This is a genomic window from Ruegeria sp. AF5 (assembly GCF_056541905.1).
Genome location: NZ_JBQFYZ010000001.1, coordinates 394,528 through 414,369, shown reverse-complemented (window position 1 = coordinate 414,369; position 19,842 = coordinate 394,528). Strand labels below are relative to the sequence as shown.

Sequence of the window (19,842 nt, the reverse complement as noted above, 5' to 3'; positions counted from 1 at the left end):
GTGTCCAGATTTGAGGCAGCCCAACGAATAACTGGATTCGCAGAAAAATGCGGATTTTCGAAAGAAGTTCTCGACAAAAGGTGGCAAAATGTTTTCTGATTGACTCGTCAGTCAATGTCCCGTCTTAGCGAAATGAAACAAGGGCTAGCCGGGTTGGATGCGTAAAGGGAGCCGGGAGGGGGGAACAATCTGGCAGAAAGATCTTTTCCACAATTTGGAAACGGATCACTGTTCTTTTCCAGCCAAATTTGTGCATGCTGCGGCATGGCATTGTCATCAGACAGGAAGACCGGCGGGAAAATCCTTGCCGGGATGGGCAAAACAAATATGACAGGGAGTTAAGTCCATGAAAAAACTAAGTGTAAGCCTAATGGCTCTGAGCGTTGCAGGCGCGGCGCAGGCGGCGGATATGGGCGCCGTGGATGAACCGATCAAACTGGCGATCAACGAATGGACCGGCCAGCACGTCACCACGCATGTGGCGGGTGAGATGCTCAAGGCAGCCGGGTACAACGTCGAATATGTGACCGCTGGCATGATGAACCAGTTCCAGGCGCTGGCCGATGGCGACATCGACGCGACACTGGAAATCTGGTCTTCCAACGTTTCCGATGAATACGCCAAGAAAATCGGTGAAGGCACTGTGGTCGAAATCGGTGATCTGGGTCTGGATGCCAAGGAAGGCATCGCATACCCGGCGCATGTGGCCGATCTGTGCCCGGGCCTGCCCGCATGGGAAGCGCTGAAAGATTGTGCACAGGTCTTTGCGACGGCGGAAACTCTGCCCGGTGGTCGTCTGGTCGACTACCCGGCCGATTGGGGTACTCCGGGCGCGGATCGCATGACCGGTCTGGAATTGCCGTTCAAAGCCGTACCAGCAGGGTCCGAAGGGGCGCTGATCGCGGAATTGCGCGCTTCGACCGAACGCAAATCGCCACTGCTGATCACCTTCTGGCAGCCGCATTGGGCGATGTCGGCCTATGACGTTCAGTTCGTTGAACTGCCCGCCGGTGAAGAGGCGTGCTTCAGTGATCCGGCCTGGGGCCCGAATCCGAACGCTGTCAATGACTGCGACTTCTCTCCCTCGCGCATCTTCAAAGCCGGCTGGAGCGGTATGGAAGAGAAATGGCCAGCAGCCTTTGAAATCCTGACCAACTATCAGCTGGCGGTTGAAGACCAGCAGCCGATGATGGGCGCGATCGACGTTGACGGCGGAAAGGTCGAAGAAGTTGTCGCCGCATGGATGGCTGAAAACGAAGGCAAATGGCGTCCGGTTGTAGACGCGGCAACCCAGTGAGCCCGCGTAAGTGACGGACACGACTATGCCAGCCATCGCCTGCCGGAATCTCTGGCAGGTGTTTGGCCCCGGCGCTGACAAAGCCCTGACCGACGCGCTGTCTCGGTCAGGGAATGACGCCGACAAGGCTGCCGCCGCCCTTCGGGAACAGGGGCTGATCCCCGCCGTTCAGGATGCCAATTTCGAGGTTCAGGAAGGTGAACTTTTCGTCATCATGGGCCTGTCGGGCTCGGGCAAATCCACGCTGATCCGCTGCATCTCGCAGCTGTTGCCGGGCACAGGTGGTGAGATTCGGGTGGATGGCGAAAATGTCATCGGAGCCTCAAAAAAGGCGCTGACCGAGTTGCGCCGCAAAAAACTGGGCATGGTGTTCCAGCATTTCGGCCTGTTCCCGCATATGACCGTTTCTGAAAACGTGGCCTATCCGCTGCGCGTGCAGGGTGTGGGCAAGAAGGAACGGCTGGCGCGCGCGCAGGAGGTGATCTCCCTGGTCGGTCTGGAAGGGCGCGAAGACAGTTTTCCGCGCCAGCTTTCAGGTGGCCAGCGTCAGCGTGTGGGCATTGCCCGCAGCCTCGCCGTAAATCCTGATATCTGGTTTCTGGATGAACCGTTCTCGGCCCTCGACCCATTGATCCGCCGCCAGTTGCAGGATGAATTCCTGCGCATTCAGGCGACGCTGAAGAAATCTATCGTCTTTATCACCCATGACATTCAAGAGGCGCTGAAGCTGGCCGACCGCATTGCCATCATGCGCGACGGCAAGATTGTTCAGATCGGAACGCCCACTGACATAGTGTTGCGCCCGGTGGATGATTACGTGCGCGAATTCTCGAAGGATGTCGCCAAAGGTCAGCACGCCAAGGTCGCCTCGGTCATGCGGAGCGAGGCGGAATGTGGCCCGGATGATCCCGGCCTCACCACCTCGATGACGCTGGACGCAGCCCTTGCGCATTGCATGGAGCTGTATGAACCCGTGCCCGTGCGGGATGAGGCGGGCAATGTCGTTGGCACGGTGCATCCGTCCGATCTGGCCGCAGCTCTTCAGGTGGACGAGACATGACCGCCATAACCGACCTCCCGACACGGCGCAGTGCGCAGTTGACGGCAGGTGCGAAGGCCGCCCTGATAACTGTTATCGTCGGTGCAGTTTGCCTTGCGCTCGAGGGTATCGCCCCGTGGCTGGTCAAGTGGCCCGCCGCGTGGGAACTGCCTGCAACCCAATGGGTTGGCGCGTTTCTGGACTGGTTTCTGAACCTGATCAAACCGGCAATGCGGCTGTTTTCGGACCTGATGACCCACCCAATGAACTGGGCGAATTTCGTGCTGGGCAAAACGCCATGGCCCATTCTGATCGGGATCGTGACCGCGTTGGGCTGGTATCTGGGCGGCTTGTCCATGGCCGCACTTGGCTTTCTGGGCCTGAGCTTTGTTTTGGCCTCGGGCTATTGGGCCGAAAGCATGAATACGCTGGCGCTTGTCGCCGTGTCTGTCCCTGTGGCGCTGGTCATTGGGGGCGCCATAGGCATCCTCGCCAACGAAGTGCAAAAGGTGAAATCCTTTGTGCAGGCCGTGCTGGACATCATGCAGACGGTGCCAACCTTTGCCTATCTGACACCGCTGCTGCTGCTGTTTGGATTTGGTCCTGTTGTTGGTCTGATTGCTTCGGCCATCTATGCCGCACCACCAATGGCGCGCAATGTGATGCTGGGATTGGAACGGGTAGAGCCCGAAATAAAAGAGGCGGCCATCATGTCTGGCGGCACTCGGTTCCAGCAGCTGTTCCAGGTCGAAATCCCTGCCGCCACCACTCAGATCATGGTCGGTGTGAACCAATGTCTGATGGCCGCATTGTCGATGGTTATCATCGCCGCTGTCATCGGTGGGTTCAACGATATCGGCTGGGAGGTTCTGCTGACCATGCGCAAGGCGCAGTTCGGCGAATCGCTGATGGCGGGTCTGGTTATCGTGGTCTTTGCGGTGGTGATCGACCGGATGAGCGGCACTTTGGCGACCGAGCGTAAACGCTATGACAGCCGCGTTGTCTGGGCGATGCTGGGCTTTGCTGTTGTCTTCACTGCGGCCTTCTGGGCGTGGTTGCCAAACCCTGCGGAATTGACCCTGCTGGGCCCGATGGCCGAGGTCGTGGACAGCGGCCTGACCGCGTTCACGCAGGCCAACGGCCAGTGGCTGGACGCCCTCAAGAACAACTCGTTGTTCTATGTATTGCTACCGCTTCGGATCGGGCTAGATCAGGCGGTGCTGCCCTTCACATGGGGTTTCCAGTGGACGTCGAGCATGAGCTATGGCCTGTTCGCGGCCGGTGCCGGGATTGCGCTGTTGATGGCGTGGCGCGGGCGGCTGACTGGCGGGCTGGTCGTTCTGATCCTGATCGGAATGCTGGAAACCGGCATCGCGAACCTGCCCTGGCCCTTTGTCCTGACCGGCGCTGCCGCGCTGGGCTGGGTCGCCGGGGGCTGGCGTCTGGCCGCGCTCTGCGTGGGGCTGCTCTGCACCATCCTCGTCTCGGGCCTGTGGGAAAGGGCGCTGCTGTCGCTTTATCTTAGCGGTGCAGCAGTGTTTACCTGCGCTTTGGCAGGGGGGGCGATCGGTCTTGCCAGCGCGGTATGGCAGCCTGTGTGGAACGTGGTTCGCCCGATCTGCGATATGTTGCAGACGATCCCCCTGTTCGTGTTCCTGATCCCGGTGCTGATGGTGTTCCAGATTGGTGAGTTCTCGGCCTTTCTGGCGATCTGTGCGTATGCGATTGTCCCGATGATCCGCTACACACGGCACGGGCTGGTCAATACACCGGATGAGATGATGGAGGCCGCAATCTCAAGCGGTGCGACCGAGTGGCAGATCATGCGCGATGTGCGGGCGCCTTACGCGGCGCCGACCATTCTGCTGGGGCTGAACCAGACCATCCTTTATGCCTTTGCCATGCTGGTTATCGCGGCACTGATCGGGACCACCGGTTTGGGGCAGTCGATCTATCTGGCACTGGGTCAGGCGGATGTAGGATTGGGCATATCTGCCGGGGCCGCGATGGCGATTCTGGCACTGATCGCCGACCGCATCGTTCAGGGCTTTGCCGAAGAACGCCGCGCGGCGCTTGGGCTGTAATACAGGGCAGGGGCGGCGTATCCGCCCCTGCGACCCAACTTGATTTCGGGCAAGGAAGTCGCTGTCCTCCCAGTCTAGACCGACCCCAACACGTTTGGAGAATATCATGACCGGTTGGGGCCTGTTTCTTGCAGCACTCATCGCTTTCCTACTCAGCCATGCAATTCCTATTCGGCCCACCGTGCGGGGCTGGCTGATCGGCGCGCTCGGGCGCCGGGGGTATTTCGCGGCCTATTCACTTCTGTCGCTGGCCGTGCTGGCCTGGCTGATTGTCGCCGCTGCAAACGCCCCCTATGTCGAGGTCATTCCGCCGTTCGCAGTCTTGCGCTGGGTGCCAATACTGATCATGCCCGTGGTGTGCTGGCTGGCTGTGGCCGGGCTTGCGATCCAGAACCCGTTTTCTTTTGGTGGGATGGGCAAAAGGCCTTTTGACCCCGAACACCCCGGTATTCTGCGCACCACCCGCCACCCGATCCTTGCCGCGCTGCTGTTGTGGTCCTTGGCGCATCTTCTGGCCAATGGAAGCCTGTCACATGTGATTCTGTTCGGCCTGTTTGCCGGATTTTCTGTTATGGGCATGGACCTGATCGACAGGCGTAAATCGCGTGAGATGGGCTTTGAATGGGTCCGGTTGTCCCGAAATACGTCGCGGTTCTCACTCCGCTCACCGCGACCCTGGCCACGCCCTTGGGTCTGGCTGACCGCACTGGCCGTTTATGCGGTTCTTCTTCACCTGCACGCACCTGTGATTGGTCTGTCGCCGCTTCCTTGACTGGGGGAGTGGTCGGGCAGCGCCTTGCGTGCTATTTGAAACGTCACAATCGATTTACAAGAGGTCCAAGATGCATCTGGCCTATGTCACCACCACCGACCGCGGCGCGACGGATCGCCTGCTCAGCGCTGTTGCTGAACGTCTGCTGGCGTCTGGCGCGAAACTGGCCGGTGTCGTGCAAACGAACACGGAATGTACCGACAGCAGCAAGTGCGACATGGATGTCCGCGTGTTGCCGGATGGTGAAACCATCCGAATCTCACAATCACTGGGCACCCAGTCGCGCGGCTGCCGTCTGGACCCCGCAGCACTGGAACAGGCGGTGGGATATGTGACCGCCTCGCTTGCGAACGCACCGGACCTGCTGATTATCAACAAATTCGGCAAACATGAATCCGATGGGCGGGGGTTCCGCCCGGTGATCGGCGAAGCGCTGGCGCTGGATATTCCGGTGCTGGTCGGCGTGAACGGGTTGAACGCGGAAAAATTCAACGCTTTCGCCGAAGGCGCAGCGGAAGCCCTCCCGGCGGATCTGGAAGCAATCGAGGCGTGGTTCAACAAGGTCTCGGAACTGCGTCCGGTGGCGGAATATAACCTCCTAAGCATTTGATAAAGATTCAAAAAGGCGGCGCTGATTGTTGGTCAGCGCCGCCTTTTTTGAAGTTGGATGGAATTAGGTTGTCTTAAGCCTGCGGTACCCCAACAGGCCCAGAACGGTCCCGATCAAAAGCAGCCCGCTTGCGGGCAGGGGGACCGGTGCAACAACAAGGTTGTCTACCCAGATTTCCCCGCAGTATTGGCTACACCATGCCGTGTTTGGTGTTGTCACAAACGGGTGCCGGATCTGCGAAGGGCTGTCGTAGGTCAGCAGAAGCGCGTCAATGGCAGTAAAAGCGCTAGAGAAGCCAAAGGTGGCTAAAGGAGTGTTACCAAAGGTCTGACTGGCGACAACAGCCCCATTCCGCAGCCCGGAAAACGTGACTGTAGGAAAGGTGGTTGGTCCCCCTGTAAGCCATTGATTGTACGCTGCGGTCCCGTGTGCGGGCGCTGGTCCAGACCCCGTTGTGTAAGCTAGAGACGCACCTAGAATATCGGCAGTCTGCACGGTAAATCTGCCGCCATTGACCGGCTTGATTGTGGTCGAGAGAACCCCGCTATCATCGTGAAGGTTGATGTAGTTGCCAAAGCTGTAAACAGCTGCGTAGTCAAACGTGAAGCCCTGGCTTGTTCCCTGGTACGTCGTAAACCCAGACCTCGGATCGTTTGGAAAGTTAACGTCGAACGTTATGGTCAGCGCATTGACCGCGCTTGCAAAGCAAACGGCCAGAGCCGCAATAATCAGTTTCATAGCAATTTACCCCACTAAAGAAGGTCAGGCTACAAGAGAAAACATCTTTTTCAAGCTTGGTAAAAGGAACAGTTGGGGAACAGATCATCGGATATGAGTACCAACTTGAGTACCTGATGAGTGCCGGGGTTTGCCGCGATTCCGAAATTGAAACTCTAACAGCGGCGATATTTGGCTATGTTTTCAGATGTTTATGAGAGTGGTGGGCGACCCTGGAATCGAACCAGGCGTGCGTCTCCGCGAGGGAGTTACAGTCCCCTGCCACACCTTGCGGCCTGTCGCCCACTGTCAGGCGTTGCACCTGACGTGGAGGCGTGATTACTAGCGCACCAAAGGAGCGTCAACAGGAAAATTTCCCTTTGGCGTAGGAAACCGAATTCCCGGCCCGGAGGCCCTTGAAATGAAGAAACCCAAATGGGTCGTCGAAAAGGAACAGGCGCGCAAAGCAGCTGCTGCGGAAACAGTCTGGCTGTTTGGCCTGCACGCGGTTCGCGACGCTTTGATGAACCCGAAACGGCAAAAACTACGCCTGATGGTGACGCGGAATGCGTGTGACAAACTGGCGGAAGCTGTTGAATTTGCTGGGATCGAGGCCGAAATAGTTGACCCGCGCAAGTTTTCTGCGCCCATCGATGCTGGATCCGTGCATCAGGGCGCAGCGCTGGAGGTCAAGCCGTTGGAATGGGGCAGTCTGGCAGATAACTGCATCGGTCGCGAAAACCCTCGCGTCATTCTGCTGGACCGGGTCACCGACCCGCACAATGTCGGGGCGATTCTGCGCTCGGCCGAAGTTCTGGGGGCCAGTGCTGTGATCGGCACACGCCACCATTCCGCGCCCGAGACCGGGGCACTGGCAAAAACCGCCAGCGGTGCGCTTGAGCGGCAGCCTTATCTGCGGGTGCGCAACCTTGCGGACGCGATTGTCGAGCTTCAGGGCATGGGCTTTCTGGTCCTTGGGCTGGACGGAGAAGCCGACATGACAATCGAAGGTGCGCTAAGCGATGGCCGTGACCGCCCTGTCGCGCTTGTGCTGGGCGCGGAAGGTCCGGGCTTGCGGCAGAAGACAAAGGAAACCGTGGATCAGTTGGTTAAAATTGACGCAGCCGGGGGATTTGGTTCGCTGAACGTCTCAAATGCTGCGGCAATCGCCTTATATGCATCGCGACCCTGAGCAAAGGAGAGCGTCATTCCCGGTCCTGCCAAAATCGCGACCTGCTGCTATTGCGGCACCCGGGCTGCCTTGATCCTGAAAGGCAAGGAACGGCACGAGCTTAGCTGCTCCAGCTGTGGAGCGCCGCTGCACAACCTGAAGATGCTGCCCGCGCGGAAAGTACACAAACCCGAACCGCTGCGCGTAGCTGTGTCTCATGCTGCCCCTCGGAAAGCAAAGCGCAAAAAGAGGAAGAAGACCATGCTTGCGCGCGTGTTCGACGAAGCATGGGACGTGATCGAAGACATCTTTGACTAAGTTTCAACTGGCGAACACTCGTTCACATCCGCGTCAACAGGGGTTCCGAAAAACGCGAAAAGTTGCATCTTGATGGTCTTGAATGTGCAGATTCCCATATGACGATGCTGAACCGACGTACTTTTATGAGCTCGCTGAGCACTGTATTGCTGGCTCCTGCCGTGTTTGCGCAGGACAATCCCGTGTATTACGCCACTGACGGTGTGGCGTTGGCGGGGTATGATCCCGTGTCCTATTTTGACAGCGACGCGCCTTCAAAAGGGGCACCCGAAAACGCGGTCATGTGGAAGGGCGCCCGGTGGCATTTCAAATCGCAGGCAAATCGCGAGCTCTTTGAAGGCAACCCGCGCGCCTTTGCGCCGCAGTTCGGTGGTTATTGCTCGTACGGGATGGCGATGGGTGTGTTGAAAAGCACGGATCCGAATACGTGGCAGGTGGTCGATGGGCGTCTTTACCTGACGCATTCACCCGCGGTCGAGGAAATCTGGCAGCAGAATCAAACAGGATACATTGCGATGGCAGAAGAAAACTGGCCCGCAATTCTCTATGGGGAGTAGGCAGGGTTCAGCTAATTGTGAAAAGTCATCACAAAAATGCGCCACCCCTCTTTTTTTTAACGGATCCATGCTTAAATGTCACAGTGACCGCGGAACGGAACTGCCGCGGGTCATTTCACTGTCCCTCGTTCCAACAACTGGCGCCCAAGCTTTCTTGGGCGCTTTTTTCTTTTTGGAACCCTGTTAAGGATAGGGCATGCCAGACTATTCCGATCAGTACCTTAAGGCTATTTTGCAACGCACCAAGACGGTGGCCGTTGTCGGCGTTTCCATGAACCCTGTGCGACCCAGCTATTACGTGGCGCGCTATTTGTCGCTGAAAGGGTTCAAGGTGATTCCCGTCAATCCGGGCCACGCGGGCAAAGACCTGTTTGGTCAGACGGTTCGCGGCAGCCTGTCAGAGATCTCCGAGCCTGTAGACATGGTGGACATTTTCCGGCGGTCCGAGGCCGTGCCACCCATTGTAGATGAGGCGCTGGAGGCTTTCCCGTCGCTCGGTACGATCTGGATGCAGATTGGCGTGGAACACCCTGAAGCGGCGGTAAAGGCTCAGGCCCGTGGCGTGGATGTGGTGATGAACCGTTGCCCAAAGATCGAATATCAGCGCCTGTTTGGCGAATTGCGCATGGGCGGATTTTCGACGGGGATCATCTCGTCCAAGCTTTAGGGTTTGGCGGGGACGTAAGGTTTCAGACGGGCGACCTGTTCCTTCCGCCGCTTTTCCAGCACCACGTCGCGCGGAACCCAGTCATACCGGGTATCCTCGACCAGCGGAGACCAGAACAACACGCCGCCATAACGCCACGGGTCCAATACGACACCGTCATACAGCGTCGCACCTTTACCGCTGATGATTGCGGTGCTGTGGTCGATCCGCGTCGGGTTGTCCGCGTTTGCAATGGCACGGTGCAGCTCCAGTGTCCGGAAGTTTTCCTGTTTCAGCCGCCGCTCGATATCCTCGGCCCAATGCCAGCACAGCCCACGCGGGCGCAGCCCCTTGTTGACCTTCATGTTATGGATCAGGGGCGGGTCTGTGATCTGGTATTCCTCGACCAGCTGAGCGGTATAGGCGTAAGCAATTCCCGCTGCGCGTCGGGCCTCCTCAGGGTCGATATCCGGGCCAAGGCCCTGAATCTCCGTGGCGAGCCGCTGCACCTCATCCCCGGTCGAGCGCGGCGGCGCGGCGCAGCCAGCGACGATGGCAAGGGTTGCCACAAGCATCAAAATTCGGATCATAACGCGCCTTCGCCCTGACAGTCTGGCATCCGAGTATAACGGCCCAGGAGCCAGTGCGGAACCCGGACGTTACCCTTTGGGGCGGGCAGCTTTTTCGGCGATACCGCTGGTGCCCTGACGGCGGTCCAGCTCGGCCAGAACATCATCCAGCGCCACGTCCCGCGCGGCCAGCATGACCAGAAGGTGATACAACACGTCCGCCGCTTCCGAGGTCAGCTTAACCTGATCCCCTTTTACGGCTTCGATGATGGCCTCTATGGCCTCTTCACCGAATTTCTCGGCGCATTTCTCAGGGCCTTTCGCAAGCAGCTTGGCCGTCCAGCTGCTTTCGGGATCAGCCCCCTTGCGTGCCTCGATCGTGGCGGCCAGATCGTGCAAGATGCTCATGTTAGCCTCATGGGGATGCCAGCTGCGGCCATATGTTCCTTGGCCTCGCGGATGGTGTATTCGCCGAAATGGAAAATCGATGCCGCCAACACGGCGCTTGCACCGCCCTTGGTGACGCCCTCGACCAGATGGTCCAAAGTACCAACACCGCCCGAGGCGATCACGGGCACATCCACCGCGTCGGAAATGGCGCGGGTCAGCGGCAGGTTGAACCCGGATTTGGTGCCGTCGCGGTCCATCGAGGTCAGCAGGATTTCACCGGCCCCCTTGGAGACCACGGTTCTTGCAAAGGCAACCGCGTCAATGCCGGTGGGTTTGCGCCCACCATGGGTAAAGATCTCCCACTTGCCGGGGCTGACGGTCTTGGCGTCGATGGCGCAGACAATGCACTGACTGCCGAACTGATCTGCCGCTTCGGCAATCACATCCGGATTGGCAACCGCGGCCGAGTTGAAGCTGACCTTGTCCGCCCCCGCCAGCAGCAAGGCGCGCACATCGTCTTTTGTTCGCACCCCACCGCCCACGGTCAGTGGCACGAAACACTGTTCCGCCGTACGCTGCACCACATCGAACATGGTGCCGCGATTCTCATGGGTCGCGTGAATGTCGAGAAAGCAGATCTCGTCCGCTCCGGCAGCATCATAGGCCTTGGCCGATTCCACCGGGTCGCCCGCATCGCGCAGGCCCACGAAATTTACGCCTTTGACCACTCGGCCATCGGCAACATCAAGGCAGGGAATGATCCGGGTTTTCAGCATAGGATATCCTTTATGGGCGCACCTCTAGCGGCAAAGCCCTGCCGATGCCAGACTTGTGATTGTGAGAGGTCTCAATTCTGTGAAAACTGGGGTGAATTTCACAGAAGGAATATCGATATGCGTAGACTGATACTGGCTTGTGTTTTTTCAATCGGAGGCGCGCTGACCGCAATGGCAGATGATCTGATCAAGGTTCAAACCGACAAATCCGTGGCCGAGGCGCTGGACGCGCTGGAAGCCGTCGTCGGAAATGCAGGCGCAACCGTGTTTGCCCGCATCGACCACGCGGCCGGGGCGGAAAAGATCGGTACGTCCATTCCTGCCAATCAGGTGCTGATCTTCGGCAACCCGGCGCTGGGTACGCCAGCCATGCAGATCGACCCGCGCGCCGGGCTGTTTCTGCCTCTCAAGGTGCAGGCGTACGAAGACTCCAATGGCCAGGTCTGGCTGATCTATGAAGACCCGAAAGAGACATTGGACGACCTGAACGATGTCGACAAATCACCGGTCATCGAAAAGATGCGCGGTGCACTGGCCAAGCTGACCGCCGCAGCCGCGCAATAACCGATCACGACAGGGCGCGGATGGCCTCGGCCAGGTCAATTGCGCCATCATATAGCGCCCGGCCTGAAATCGCGCCGTTCAGCGCAACGCCGCAATCGCGAAGGGCGATCAGGTCGTCCAGCGAACTGACACCGCCCGAGGCGATCACAGGGATGGAAACGGCCTGTGCCAGGGCTGCGGTCGCTTCGATGTTCGGGCCCTGCATGGCACCGTCTCGGTTGATGTCAGTGTAGATGATTGCGGCCACGCCCGCGTCTTCGAAACTACGGGCCAGATCGGTGACCTGAACATTGGTCTCTTCGGCCCAGCCCTTGGTGGCCACCATGCCATTGCGTGCGTCTATGCCGACGGCGACCTTGCCGGGAAAGGCTTTGGCTGCTTCGCGCACCAGACCGGGGTTTTCGACAGCGACAGTGCCCAAGATGACCCGCGCAAGCCCCTTTTCGATCCATGTTTCGATCGTGGCCATGTCGCGGATGCCACCACCCAGTTGCGCAGGCACCTTGCACGCTTTCAGAATTGCCTCAACCGGTGCTGCGTTGACCGGCTCGCCTGCGAATGCGCCGTTCAGGTCGACCAGATGCAACCATTCGCACCCCGCCTCGACAAAGGCACGGGCCTGAGCGGCCGGGTCTTCGTTGAACACGGTGGCCTTGTCCATTTCACCACGCAGCAGGCGTACGGCCTGGCCGTCTTTAAGGTCGATGGCGGGGTAGAGGATCATGTCAGGCGGCCCTATATCACTGTTACACGCGCGGGATATCGCACAAGCAGGGCAGGGGATGCAACGCGACGCTGGGTCATTCTTGCCCGCCGCCCATTAGCGGGTCAGACTGCCCACAAAACAGGGAGAAAATCATGAAGACTTTTACTCTTTCAGCGGGCCTGATGCTGCTTGCTACAGCTGCATTTGCGGACGATCCGGTTGACGGCCTGTGGAAAACCGCGCCGGGCGACACGGGTGGCTATCTGCATGTGACGATTTCCGAATGCGGCAGTGCGATCTGCGGCACCATCGACAGCGCGTTCGACGCGGATGGCAACCAGCAGCTGGAATATGAGAACCTTGGCAAAAAGATCATCTGGGACATGGTTCCCGAAGGGGGCGGCAGCTATGACAGCGGTAAGATCTGGGCCCCCGACCGGGACAAAACCTACAACTCGAAAATGTCTCTGGACGGCCAGAATGCGCTGACCGTCAAGGGCTGTGTGGCGGGCGGCCTGATCTGCCGCGGGCAAACCTGGACGCGGGTTCAGTAAGCCTCAGGGCTTCCAGGTCAGGAAGTTGCCCAGCATACGCAGGCCAACATCCTGGCTTTTCTCGGGGTGAAACTGCATCCCAACCATCGTGTCGCGGCCAATCACGGCCGTGACGTCCTGCCCGTATTCCACATAAGCCAATCGCTGCGCCGGGTCGGACACGCGAAAATGGTAGGAATGGACGAAATAGGTGTGATCGCCTGATTTCACCCCGGCAAAGATCGGGTGATCGCTTTCCAGAACCAGATCGTTCCAGCCCATATGCGGCACTTTCAAAGCGGCATCTGACGGTTCGATTCGAACAACATCGCCTGCCACCCAGCCCAGACCATCGGTCTCGGTGTATTCATGGCCTTTGGTTGCCATCAGTTGCATGCCAACGCAGATGCCCAGAAAAGGGCGGCCCTTCTGTTCGACCGCTTCGACCATCGCGTCATAAATACCCTTGTGGCCGCGCAGCTCGGCAGCACAGGCCGGGAAGGCACCATCACCGGGCAGAACCAGTCGGTCCGCACGCGCAACTACATCCGCGTCCGAGGTGACAACAACGTCACCTGCGCCGACCTCTTGCGCCATGCGCTGAAACGCCTTTTCCGCTGAATGCAGATTGCCGCTTTCGTAATCAATTATGGCTGTGAGCATTTACAACGCGCCCTTGGTCGACGGAATCGCATCCGCTTTGCGCGGATCGGTCTCAACCGCATCCCTCAACGCGCGTGCAACGGCCTTGAACGCGGCCTCGGCGATGTGGTGACTGTTGAAGCCGTGCAACTGGTCGATATGCAGGGTGATGCCGCCATGGGTGCTGAGCGCCTGAAAAAACTCGCGCACCAGTTCTGTGTCGAACGTACCGATCTTTTGCGTCGGCAGATCGACATTCCAGATCAGGAACGGGCGGCCCGACAGGTCCAGCGCACAGCGCACTTGCGCGTCATCCATCGGCAGATGGCATTCGCCATAGCGCCGGATACCCTTCTTGTCGCCCAGGGCCTGTGTCAAAGCCTGACCCAGCGCGATGCCGGTATCCTCGACCGTGTGGTGATCGTCGATGTGATAGTCGCCCTTGGCGCGGATTGTCATATCGATCAACGAGTGGCGCGCCAGCTGGTCCAGCATATGGTCAAAGAACCCGACGCCGGTCTGATTGTCATATGTACCGGTGCCATCCAGATTGACCGAGACCGAAATTTCGGTTTCGGCAGTCTTGCGGCTGATCGAAGCGGTGCGCATGGGCAAATTCCTTTTGCTACAGGCGCGCTTATAGACGGGGTGGGGTGGGTTGATCCAGACCATGCGTTGCAATCGCTGCAAACTGTTGCAAGGGATTGCACCCGGCCCGGCACCATGTCAGCTTGCAGACAACATGAACCAACAGGGCCAAGCCATGTCCACCTGCGTATTCATCCAGATCCGCTGCAAACCCGGCACCACCTACAAGGTCGCCGAGGAAATCGCCCTGCGCGAAATACACTCAGAGCTTTATTCTACCAGCGGTGAGTTTGATCTGATGCTCAAGCTCTACATCCCCGAAACCGAGGATGTGGGCCATTTCATCAACGAACACCTGCTGGTGATTCCCAATATCGAACGCTCGCTGACGACGATGACGTTCAAGGCGTTTTAACCCAGTTCAAAGGTGGTCACGCCATAGATGCGGGACAGGTCGATATCCGGCTGATCGCCGGAATACATCCGGGCGGTTTCGAACACTTTCGTAAGACCCAGCGCATCCGCCAAAGCAAAAGCAGCCGCGTTGGGCTGTGGCATGTCGATGAAAACCGCTTGGTCGCTGGCTGTTGCTGATACGGCAGTCAAAAGACTGGCAAGCAGGCCCCGTGCGACACCGGCGTCATCTGCGAAAAGCGGCCCGATCTTGTACCCTGTCTTACACGGTCTCAAGGTGGCATATCCCCTGATCTGCTCCTCCACTGTACACACCCGTGAGATATGATTCGGCGCACTCAGCCAACCTGTTAGAAACGCGTCGCGCTGCGCAGGGAAGAGTTGCCGGTCATAGGCGAACAGCTCCGGCGATGGCTGACTGAGCGGGCTGATTGATGCGTCATCGCTCTGCCCTAGAGTGTCGAGAATGCCTCTGACAGTGCCGGTGAAGCGGTAATTGTTATAGGCAAAGGTGAAACCAGACTTGCGGTAATTGTGTTGCTGATCAACGACCCCGTCGAGCCCGATATTGCGCCCGGTTCGTTGCGCCAAAGCCTGATGCCAGATTTTCAGCCCGTAACCCGACCCCCGAAATTCCGGACGTACAATGTAAAATCCCAGAAACGAAAACGCATCACCATAGTCCACCACAGACACTGATGCGATCATCTCATCGTCCAGAAACCCGCCCAGAAACCCGTTGGGGTCGGTGCCGTAGAAACAGGCGGCGTCGTGGTGGCCGGGGTTCCAGCCCTCTTGGCCTGCCCAGTCGACAGCGGTCTGCATTTCATCCGCAGTCAGGGGGCGAATGACATAGTCGGACATAAGCATTTCCCGTGCGTGATTGAAACCATAGCCACAATGGCGCAATGCCAACGAAAGAACCATATGTTTGGGAAAACTTGGTATCTGGAGCGGGCGAGGCGATTCGAACGCCCGACCCTAACCTTGGCAAGGTTATGCTCTACCCCTGAGCTACGCCCGCATCAGATACATATGTGGTCCGAAGACCTCTCAATGGAGCGGGCGAGGCGATTCGAACGCCCGACCCTAACCTTGGCAAGGTTATGCTCTACCCCTGAGCTACGCCCGCGCCGTTGAGTGAGGAGGGATGTATAAATTCCCACGCGGGGCTGCAAGCGGAAAAACACAAAAAGCGGGAAAAATCTTTTCGACGGAATCCGGCCCGTGACCCGTTCAACCCGTAACTCAAATCAACAAAACACAGGCAGGAGGTGCCGTCATGATATCCGTTGCAGACCTGAAGATCGTGATGCTTGCCGCGATGATTCTGATCGGCGCTGCCATCCTGAAACCGGATCGGCATGAACATGACCGGTTCACACCGGTTCTGCTGGGCGCACCGCAGATCGAAACAACCGTTCTGGCAGGGTAACACCCGCCAGATTGCCTAAAGCGTCAGAATCAAGTTTGCAAAAGCCGCACCCAGAATGGCGAGGAAGGTCAGGCTCATGCCGGCCTGCCGCAGGATGACGATCTGTGGCGTCCGTCCAAATCCGTACGCATGCAAAAGACGCCCCGCCAGCAACATCAGCCCCAGCAGATGGACCAAAACCCCGGCCGCGCCCTGCAACTCGACCATAGCAATCAGCAGCAGGGAAATCGGGGCGTATTCGGCGCAGTTCGAGTGTGTCCGTATCGCCTTGATCATCAGCTTGCTGCCACCATCCCCGACCGAGATTCAGTCGCTGCGCCGTTGCAGGATCACTTTGACGCTGAGTGTGACGTAGAGAAGTGCGACCAAGGCCGCATAGATCGGGGTGATTGCAAGCATAATGGGTCTCCGCTCAATCATAGAAAAAGGCCGTGCGGTCTCCCACACGGCCTGATGAACATTAGGTTGTTTTCCGACTTATTCCAGTTCGATCAGAAGGTCCTTTGCGTCAATCTGGCCGCCGGGCTGGATATGCACGGCTTTGACGGTCGCATCACGCTCGGCATGGATGCCGGTTTCCATCTTCATCGCCTCGATGGTCAGCAGCATGTCGCCTTCCTTGACCTGCTGGCCCGCGGTCACGGCAACAGTGGCCACAACACCCGGCATAGGCGCACCGACATGATCGGGGTTGCCGACCTCGGCCTTGGGGCGCGCCTGAGTGGTTGATGTGACCATCCGGTTCGGCACCCGGATCACACGCGGCTGGCCGTTGAGTTCGAAGAACACTTTGACCTCGCCTTTTTCATCCGTCTCGCCGATAGCCTGACACCGGATTTCCAGCGTCTTGCCGGGGTCGATTTCGGCCGTGATCTCTTCGCCGGGCTCCATACCGTAAAAGAAGGTGCGCGTGGGCAGGGTGCGGACCGGGCCGTAAATCCGGTGACGGCCCATGTAATCCAGAAACACCTTGGGATACATCAGGTACCCGTTCAGATCCTCGTCATCGACCTCTTTGCCCTCAAGCTGCTTGGACAGCTCGGCGCGGGTGGCCTCAAGATCGACGGCAGGCACGTCCTTGCCGGGGCGCTGGGTGTTGGGGGCCTCGTCCTTCAGCACCTTCTTGATGATGGTGTTCGGGAAGCCGCCCGGAGGCTGACCCAGATTGCCGCGCATCATGTCGACGACCGAGTCGGGGAAGGCCACATCTGTCGCCGGATCCTCGACCTGCTCGCGGGTCAGGCCCTGACTGACCATCATCAGCGCCATGTCACCAACAACCTTCGACGAGGGCGTTACCTTTACGATATCACCGAACATCTGGTTCACATCGGCGTACATCTGCGCGACCTCGTGCCAGCGCTCTTCCAGACCCAGGCTGCGTGCCTGTGCCTTGAGGTTGGTGAACTGACCACCCGGCATTTCGTGCAGATACACTTCGGACGCCGGGGCCTGCAGGCTTGATTCGAAGGCCGCATATTGGCCACGCACAGCCTCGAAGTAATCGCTGATCTCGCGGATCGCCTTGATGTCCAACCCGGTGTCACGGTCGGTATGGCGCAGTGCCTCGACCACAGTGCCCAGCGTTGCCTGGGACGTGTTGCCGCTGAAGCTGTCCATCGCGCAATCCACCGCGTCCACGCCCGCCTCAGAGGCGGCAAGGATGGTCGCGCTGGCGATACCGGCCGTGTCATGGGTGTGGAAGTGGATCGGCAACCCAACTTCTTCCTTCAGCGCCCGGATCAGAATCTTGGCCGAGGCAGGTTTCAGCAGGCCCGCCATATCCTTCAGACCCAGAACATGCGCGCCTGCGTCGCGCAACTCCTTGGCCATTCCGACATAGTATTTCAGGTTATACTTGGCGCGGTCAGGGTCCAGAATATCGCCGGTATAACAAACGGTGCCCTCGCAGATCTTGCCGCTGTCGATAACAGCATCCATCGCAACGCGCATGTTCTCGACCCAGTTCAGCGAGTCGAAGACGCGGAAGACGTCGATGTTTTTCGACGCCTGGCGCACGAATTCCTGCACCACGTTGTCGGGATAATTGGTGTAACCAACCCCGTTTGCGCCCCGCAGCAGCATCTGTGTCATCAGGTTCGGCATCGCCTCGCGCAGATCGCGCAGACGCTGCCAGGGGCATTCCTGCAGGAACCGGTAGGCCACGTCGAACGTCGCACCGCCCCAGCACTCGACCGAGAACAGCTGCGGCAGGTTCGCGGCATAGGTTGGCGCCACCTTGATCATGTCGATCGACCGCATCCGGGTCGCCAACAGCGACTGGTGCCCGTCGCGCATGGTGGTGTCGGTGATCAGCAGCTGCCGCTGCGCTTTCATCCAGTCCGCCACGGCCTGCGGGCCTTTCTGCTCCAGCAGGTTGCGCGTGCCCATCCGCGGCTCGGCCTTCTGCGCGGGGGGCTTGGCGACTTTCAGGTCGGCGCGCGGCTCGGGGCGGTCCTTGGTTTCGGGATGACCATTCACCGTGATATCGGCGATATAGGTCAGAACCTTGGTGCCCCGGTCGCGGCGGCGCTTGAAGGCAAACAGATCCGGCGTCGTGTCGATGAATTTGGTGGTGTATTCATTCGACAGGAAGGTTGGGTGCTTCAGCAGGTTGATAACGAAATCGATATTGGTGCTGACGCCGCGAATACGGAACTCGCGCAGGGCGCGGTCCATCCGGCTGATCGCCTTCTCGGGCGTCGGCGCCCAGGCGGTGACCTTTGTCAGCAGCGAGTCGTAATACCGCGTAATGACACCGCCCGCATAGGCCGTGCCGCCATCCAGACGAATGCCCATGCCCGTGGCCGAGCGATAAGCGGTGATCCGGCCATAATCGGGGATGAAATTGTTCTGCGGGTCTTCTGTGGTGATCCGTGTTTGCAGCGCGTGACCGTTCAGATGCACATCGGCCTGGCTGGCGGCGCCGGTGGCTTCGGCCAACGTTTTGCCCTCGGCGATCAGGATCTGCGCCTGAACGATGTCGATGCCGGTGACCTCTTCGGTGACCGTGTGTTCGACCTGCACGCGGGGGTTCACCTCGATGAAGTAGAACTTGCCCGTCTCCATATCCATCAGAAACTCGACAGTGCCCGCGCATTCATAGTTCACATGGGCGCAGATCTTGCGGCCCAATTCGCAAATCTCAGCGCGCTGTTCTTCGCTCAGGTAAGGGGCAGGGGCACGTTCGACGACCTTCTGGTTCCGGCGCTGGACCGAACAGTCGCGTTCATAAAGGTGATAAATCTCACCATGCTTGTCACCCAGAATCTGAACCTCGACATGGCGGGCACGGGTGATCATCTTTTCCAGATAGCCTTCGCCATTGCCAAAGGCGGCCTCAGCCTCGCGGCGGCCTTCCAGAACCTTTTCTTCCAGCTCATCCTCCGACTGGATCGGGCGCATCCCGCGCCCGCCGCCACCCCAGGACGCCTTGAGCATCAGCGGGTATCCGATCTCGGCGGCCTCCTTGCGGATCGCGTCCATGTCATCACCCAGAACTTCGGTGGCTGGAATGACAGGCACACCGGCCGCGATGGCCACGCGCCGCGCGCTGGCCTTGTCGCCCAATGCGCGCATGGTCTCGGCCCGGGGGCCGATGAAGGTGATGCCGTTCTTGACACAGGCATCCACGAAGTCCGGGTTTTCAGACAGCAGGCCATAGCCCGGATGGATCGCATCCGCGCCGCAATGCTTGGCCACGCGGATGATCTCGTCAATCGACAGATACGCCGCGACCGGACCCATGCCCTCGCCAATCTGATAGGCCTCATCCGCCTTGAACCGGTGCAGGCCCAGTTTGTCTTCTTCAGCGTAAACAGCGACGGTGCGTTTGCCCATCTCGTTTGCTGCGCGCATGACGCGGATGGCAATCTCGCCGCGATTGGCGATCAGGATCTTGTTGAAGTCTGTCATATCAGGTCCCGGTCTTTGGTGTTTGGGCGTCTTATTGGGCGGAGAATACGCACAGGTACATCCGTTCTTCTGGGTAGAACCGGCATGTTATCGCTCGCA

Annotated in this window: 23 protein-coding genes and 3 tRNA genes; 13 read left to right on the top strand and 13 right to left on the bottom strand. The window is 58.9% G+C overall.

The window, feature by feature from the left end; genetic code table 11:
• The first annotated feature begins 346 nt into the window (after positions 1 to 346).
• From ACR0DS_RS02030 to ACR0DS_RS02010, 5 genes are all read left to right on the top strand, one after another.
• Positions 347 to 1,297, top strand: coding sequence for an ABC transporter substrate-binding protein (locus ACR0DS_RS02030; protein WP_209504562.1), 951 nt, complete (start codon positions 347 to 349; stop codon positions 1,295 to 1,297).
• 10 nt (positions 1,298 to 1,307) lie between these two features.
• Positions 1,308 to 2,357, top strand: coding sequence for a quaternary amine ABC transporter ATP-binding protein (locus ACR0DS_RS02025; protein WP_480475875.1), 1,050 nt, complete (start codon positions 1,308 to 1,310; stop codon positions 2,355 to 2,357).
• Positions 2,354 to 4,420, top strand: coding sequence for an ABC transporter permease (locus ACR0DS_RS02020; protein WP_480557597.1), 2,067 nt, complete (start codon positions 2,354 to 2,356; stop codon positions 4,418 to 4,420). Before ACR0DS_RS02025 ends, ACR0DS_RS02020 begins: the two co-directional genes overlap by 4 nt.
• A gap of 106 nt (positions 4,421 to 4,526) precedes the next feature.
• Positions 4,527 to 5,192, top strand: a complete 666-nt coding sequence (locus ACR0DS_RS02015) for an NnrU family protein (RefSeq protein ID WP_480557595.1) — start codon at positions 4,527 to 4,529, stop codon at positions 5,190 to 5,192.
• Positions 5,193 to 5,262: 70 nt separating this feature from the next.
• Positions 5,263 to 5,802, top strand: a complete 540-nt coding sequence (locus ACR0DS_RS02010; RefSeq protein ID WP_480557593.1) for a DUF2478 domain-containing protein — start codon at positions 5,263 to 5,265, stop codon at positions 5,800 to 5,802.
• Between the two features lie 63 nt (positions 5,803 to 5,865).
• Here the strand turns inward: ACR0DS_RS02010 and ACR0DS_RS02005 are convergent, their stop codons facing one another.
• Positions 5,866 to 6,540 (bottom strand): VPLPA-CTERM sorting domain-containing protein, encoded by a 675-nt coding sequence (locus ACR0DS_RS02005; protein ID WP_480557591.1) that lies wholly within the window; start codon positions 6,538 to 6,540, stop codon positions 5,866 to 5,868.
• A 200-nt stretch (positions 6,541 to 6,740) separates the two neighbouring features.
• A tRNA-Tyr gene (locus ACR0DS_RS02000) sits at positions 6,741 to 6,824 on the bottom strand.
• Between the two features lie 116 nt (positions 6,825 to 6,940).
• On the opposite strand from ACR0DS_RS02000, the gene rlmB reads away from it, so the two are divergent.
• The 4 genes from rlmB to ACR0DS_RS01980 all read left to right on the top strand — a co-directional run bounded on the left by rlmB (position 6,941) and on the right by ACR0DS_RS01980 (position 9,232).
• The gene (gene rlmB / locus ACR0DS_RS01995; RefSeq protein WP_480493780.1) at positions 6,941 to 7,711 is read left to right on the top strand and encodes a 23S rRNA (guanosine(2251)-2'-O)-methyltransferase RlmB; all 771 of its coding nucleotides are present in this window, start codon (positions 6,941 to 6,943) and stop codon (positions 7,709 to 7,711) included.
• A 15-nt stretch (positions 7,712 to 7,726) separates the two neighbouring features.
• The gene (locus tag ACR0DS_RS01990) at positions 7,727 to 8,008 is read left to right on the top strand and encodes a hypothetical protein (RefSeq protein ID WP_267363344.1); all 282 of its coding nucleotides are present in this window, start codon (positions 7,727 to 7,729) and stop codon (positions 8,006 to 8,008) included.
• A gap of 125 nt (positions 8,009 to 8,133) precedes the next feature.
• The gene (locus ACR0DS_RS01985; protein WP_480481912.1) at positions 8,134 to 8,565 is read left to right on the top strand and encodes a YHS domain-containing (seleno)protein; all 432 of its coding nucleotides are present in this window, start codon (positions 8,134 to 8,136) and stop codon (positions 8,563 to 8,565) included.
• Positions 8,566 to 8,761: 196 nt separating this feature from the next.
• A complete protein-coding gene (locus tag ACR0DS_RS01980) occupies positions 8,762 to 9,232 on the top strand; it encodes a CoA-binding protein (RefSeq protein ID WP_480481910.1) in 471 nt (156 codons plus the stop codon).
• Here ACR0DS_RS01980 and ACR0DS_RS01975 read toward each other — a convergent pair.
• From ACR0DS_RS01975 to hisF, 3 genes are all read right to left on the bottom strand, one after another.
• Positions 9,229 to 9,801 (bottom strand): hypothetical protein, encoded by a 573-nt coding sequence (locus tag ACR0DS_RS01975; RefSeq protein WP_480481908.1) that lies wholly within the window; start codon positions 9,799 to 9,801, stop codon positions 9,229 to 9,231. The two genes, ACR0DS_RS01980 and ACR0DS_RS01975, sit on opposite strands and share 4 nt — an antisense overlap.
• Before the next feature lie 69 nt (positions 9,802 to 9,870).
• The gene (locus ACR0DS_RS01970) at positions 9,871 to 10,188 is read right to left on the bottom strand and encodes a phosphoribosyl-ATP diphosphatase (protein ID WP_480481906.1); all 318 of its coding nucleotides are present in this window, start codon (positions 10,186 to 10,188) and stop codon (positions 9,871 to 9,873) included.
• Entirely contained in the window at positions 10,185 to 10,946 is a 762-nt protein-coding gene (gene hisF, locus ACR0DS_RS01965; protein WP_209504552.1) for an imidazole glycerol phosphate synthase subunit HisF, read from the bottom strand. The genes ACR0DS_RS01970 and hisF overlap by 4 nt, the downstream gene beginning before the upstream one ends.
• 117 nt (positions 10,947 to 11,063) lie before the next feature.
• Here hisF and ACR0DS_RS01960 point away from each other — a divergent pair, with 117 nt between their 5' ends.
• Entirely contained in the window at positions 11,064 to 11,510 is a 447-nt protein-coding gene (locus tag ACR0DS_RS01960; RefSeq protein ID WP_480537404.1) for a DUF302 domain-containing protein, read from the top strand.
• Positions 11,511 to 11,514: 4 nt separating this feature from the next.
• Here ACR0DS_RS01960 and hisA read toward each other — a convergent pair whose 3' ends face one another.
• Positions 11,515 to 12,234: a 1-(5-phosphoribosyl)-5-[(5-phosphoribosylamino)methylideneamino]imidazole-4-carboxamide isomerase gene (gene hisA, locus ACR0DS_RS01955; RefSeq protein WP_480486320.1), complete on the bottom strand. Its 720-nt coding sequence runs from the start codon at positions 12,232 to 12,234 to the stop codon at positions 11,515 to 11,517.
• Positions 12,235 to 12,368: 134 nt separating this feature from the next.
• On the opposite strand from hisA, the gene ACR0DS_RS01950 reads away from it, so the two are divergent.
• Complete coding sequence (locus ACR0DS_RS01950; protein WP_480481901.1) at positions 12,369 to 12,770, top strand: DUF2147 domain-containing protein; 402 nt, start codon at positions 12,369 to 12,371, stop codon at positions 12,768 to 12,770.
• Positions 12,771 to 12,773: 3 nt separating this feature from the next.
• Here the strand turns inward: ACR0DS_RS01950 and hisH are convergent, their stop codons facing one another.
• Both hisH and hisB read right to left on the bottom strand, forming a co-directional pair.
• A complete protein-coding gene (hisH, locus tag ACR0DS_RS01945; RefSeq protein ID WP_480537406.1) occupies positions 12,774 to 13,412 on the bottom strand; it encodes an imidazole glycerol phosphate synthase subunit HisH in 639 nt (212 codons plus the stop codon).
• Positions 13,413 to 14,000, bottom strand: coding sequence for an imidazoleglycerol-phosphate dehydratase HisB (gene hisB, locus ACR0DS_RS01940; protein ID WP_480481897.1), 588 nt, complete (start codon positions 13,998 to 14,000; stop codon positions 13,413 to 13,415).
• Positions 14,001 to 14,154: 154 nt separating this feature from the next.
• Here hisB and ACR0DS_RS01935 point away from each other — a divergent pair, with 154 nt between their 5' ends.
• The gene (locus ACR0DS_RS01935; RefSeq protein ID WP_480482339.1) at positions 14,155 to 14,394 is read left to right on the top strand and encodes an Lrp/AsnC family transcriptional regulator; all 240 of its coding nucleotides are present in this window, start codon (positions 14,155 to 14,157) and stop codon (positions 14,392 to 14,394) included.
• On the opposite strand, the gene ACR0DS_RS01930 is transcribed toward ACR0DS_RS01935, so the two are convergent.
• From ACR0DS_RS01930 to ACR0DS_RS01920, 3 genes are all read right to left on the bottom strand, one after another.
• Entirely contained in the window at positions 14,391 to 15,320 is a 930-nt protein-coding gene (locus ACR0DS_RS01930) for a GNAT family N-acetyltransferase (RefSeq protein ID WP_480528528.1), read from the bottom strand. The two genes, ACR0DS_RS01935 and ACR0DS_RS01930, sit on opposite strands and share 4 nt — an antisense overlap.
• Positions 15,321 to 15,342: 22 nt before the next feature.
• Positions 15,343 to 15,417 (bottom strand) — tRNA-Gly (locus ACR0DS_RS01925).
• 33 nt (positions 15,418 to 15,450) lie between these two features.
• Positions 15,451 to 15,525, bottom strand: a tRNA-Gly gene (locus tag ACR0DS_RS01920).
• A gap of 150 nt (positions 15,526 to 15,675) precedes the next feature.
• Here ACR0DS_RS01920 and ACR0DS_RS01915 point away from each other — a divergent pair.
• Positions 15,676 to 15,828 (top strand): hypothetical protein, encoded by a 153-nt coding sequence (locus ACR0DS_RS01915; protein WP_209597812.1) that lies wholly within the window; start codon positions 15,676 to 15,678, stop codon positions 15,826 to 15,828.
• 15 nt (positions 15,829 to 15,843) lie between these two features.
• Here the strand turns inward: ACR0DS_RS01915 and ACR0DS_RS01910 are convergent, their stop codons facing one another.
• Both ACR0DS_RS01910 and ACR0DS_RS01905 read right to left on the bottom strand, forming a co-directional pair.
• A complete protein-coding gene (locus ACR0DS_RS01910) occupies positions 15,844 to 16,104 on the bottom strand; it encodes an MAPEG family protein (protein ID WP_480557588.1) in 261 nt (86 codons plus the stop codon).
• A gap of 201 nt (positions 16,105 to 16,305) precedes the next feature.
• The gene (locus ACR0DS_RS01905; RefSeq protein WP_480557586.1) at positions 16,306 to 19,743 is read right to left on the bottom strand and encodes a pyruvate carboxylase; all 3,438 of its coding nucleotides are present in this window, start codon (positions 19,741 to 19,743) and stop codon (positions 16,306 to 16,308) included.
• Positions 19,744 to 19,842 lie beyond the last annotated feature (99 nt).

Coding starts and splice junctions, on each gene's coding strand:
- ACR0DS_RS02030 (WP_209504562.1), top strand. CDS start 347: ATGAAAAAACTAAGTGTAAGCCTAATGGCTCTGAGCGTTGCAGGCGCG.
- ACR0DS_RS02020 (WP_480557597.1), top strand. CDS start 2,354: ATGACCGCCATAACCGACCTCCCGACACGGCGCAGTGCGCAGTTGACG.
- ACR0DS_RS02015 (WP_480557595.1), top strand. CDS start 4,527: ATGACCGGTTGGGGCCTGTTTCTTGCAGCACTCATCGCTTTCCTACTC.
- ACR0DS_RS02010 (WP_480557593.1), top strand. CDS start 5,263: ATGCATCTGGCCTATGTCACCACCACCGACCGCGGCGCGACGGATCGC.
- ACR0DS_RS02005 (WP_480557591.1), bottom strand. CDS start 6,540: ATGAAACTGATTATTGCGGCTCTGGCCGTTTGCTTTGCAAGCGCGGTC.
- rlmB (WP_480493780.1), top strand. CDS start 6,941: ATGAAGAAACCCAAATGGGTCGTCGAAAAGGAACAGGCGCGCAAAGCA.
- ACR0DS_RS01985 (WP_480481912.1), top strand. CDS start 8,134: ATGAGCTCGCTGAGCACTGTATTGCTGGCTCCTGCCGTGTTTGCGCAG.
- ACR0DS_RS01980 (WP_480481910.1), top strand. CDS start 8,762: ATGCCAGACTATTCCGATCAGTACCTTAAGGCTATTTTGCAACGCACC.
- ACR0DS_RS01975 (WP_480481908.1), bottom strand. CDS start 9,801: ATGATCCGAATTTTGATGCTTGTGGCAACCCTTGCCATCGTCGCTGGC.
- ACR0DS_RS01970 (WP_480481906.1), bottom strand. CDS start 10,188: ATGAGCATCTTGCACGATCTGGCCGCCACGATCGAGGCACGCAAGGGG.
- hisF (WP_209504552.1), bottom strand. CDS start 10,946: ATGCTGAAAACCCGGATCATTCCCTGCCTTGATGTTGCCGATGGCCGA.
- ACR0DS_RS01960 (WP_480537404.1), top strand. CDS start 11,064: ATGCGTAGACTGATACTGGCTTGTGTTTTTTCAATCGGAGGCGCGCTG.
- hisA (WP_480486320.1), bottom strand. CDS start 12,234: ATGATCCTCTACCCCGCCATCGACCTTAAAGACGGCCAGGCCGTACGC.
- ACR0DS_RS01950 (WP_480481901.1), top strand. CDS start 12,369: ATGAAGACTTTTACTCTTTCAGCGGGCCTGATGCTGCTTGCTACAGCT.
- hisH (WP_480537406.1), bottom strand. CDS start 13,412: ATGCTCACAGCCATAATTGATTACGAAAGCGGCAATCTGCATTCAGCG.
- hisB (WP_480481897.1), bottom strand. CDS start 14,000: ATGCGCACCGCTTCGATCAGCCGCAAGACTGCCGAAACCGAAATTTCG.
- ACR0DS_RS01935 (WP_480482339.1), top strand. CDS start 14,155: ATGTCCACCTGCGTATTCATCCAGATCCGCTGCAAACCCGGCACCACC.
- ACR0DS_RS01930 (WP_480528528.1), bottom strand. CDS start 15,320: ATGGTTCTTTCGTTGGCATTGCGCCATTGTGGCTATGGTTTCAATCAC.
- ACR0DS_RS01915 (WP_209597812.1), top strand. CDS start 15,676: ATGATATCCGTTGCAGACCTGAAGATCGTGATGCTTGCCGCGATGATT.
- ACR0DS_RS01910 (WP_480557588.1), bottom strand. CDS start 16,104: ATGATCAAGGCGATACGGACACACTCGAACTGCGCCGAATACGCCCCG.
- ACR0DS_RS01905 (WP_480557586.1), bottom strand. CDS start 19,743: ATGACAGACTTCAACAAGATCCTGATCGCCAATCGCGGCGAGATTGCC.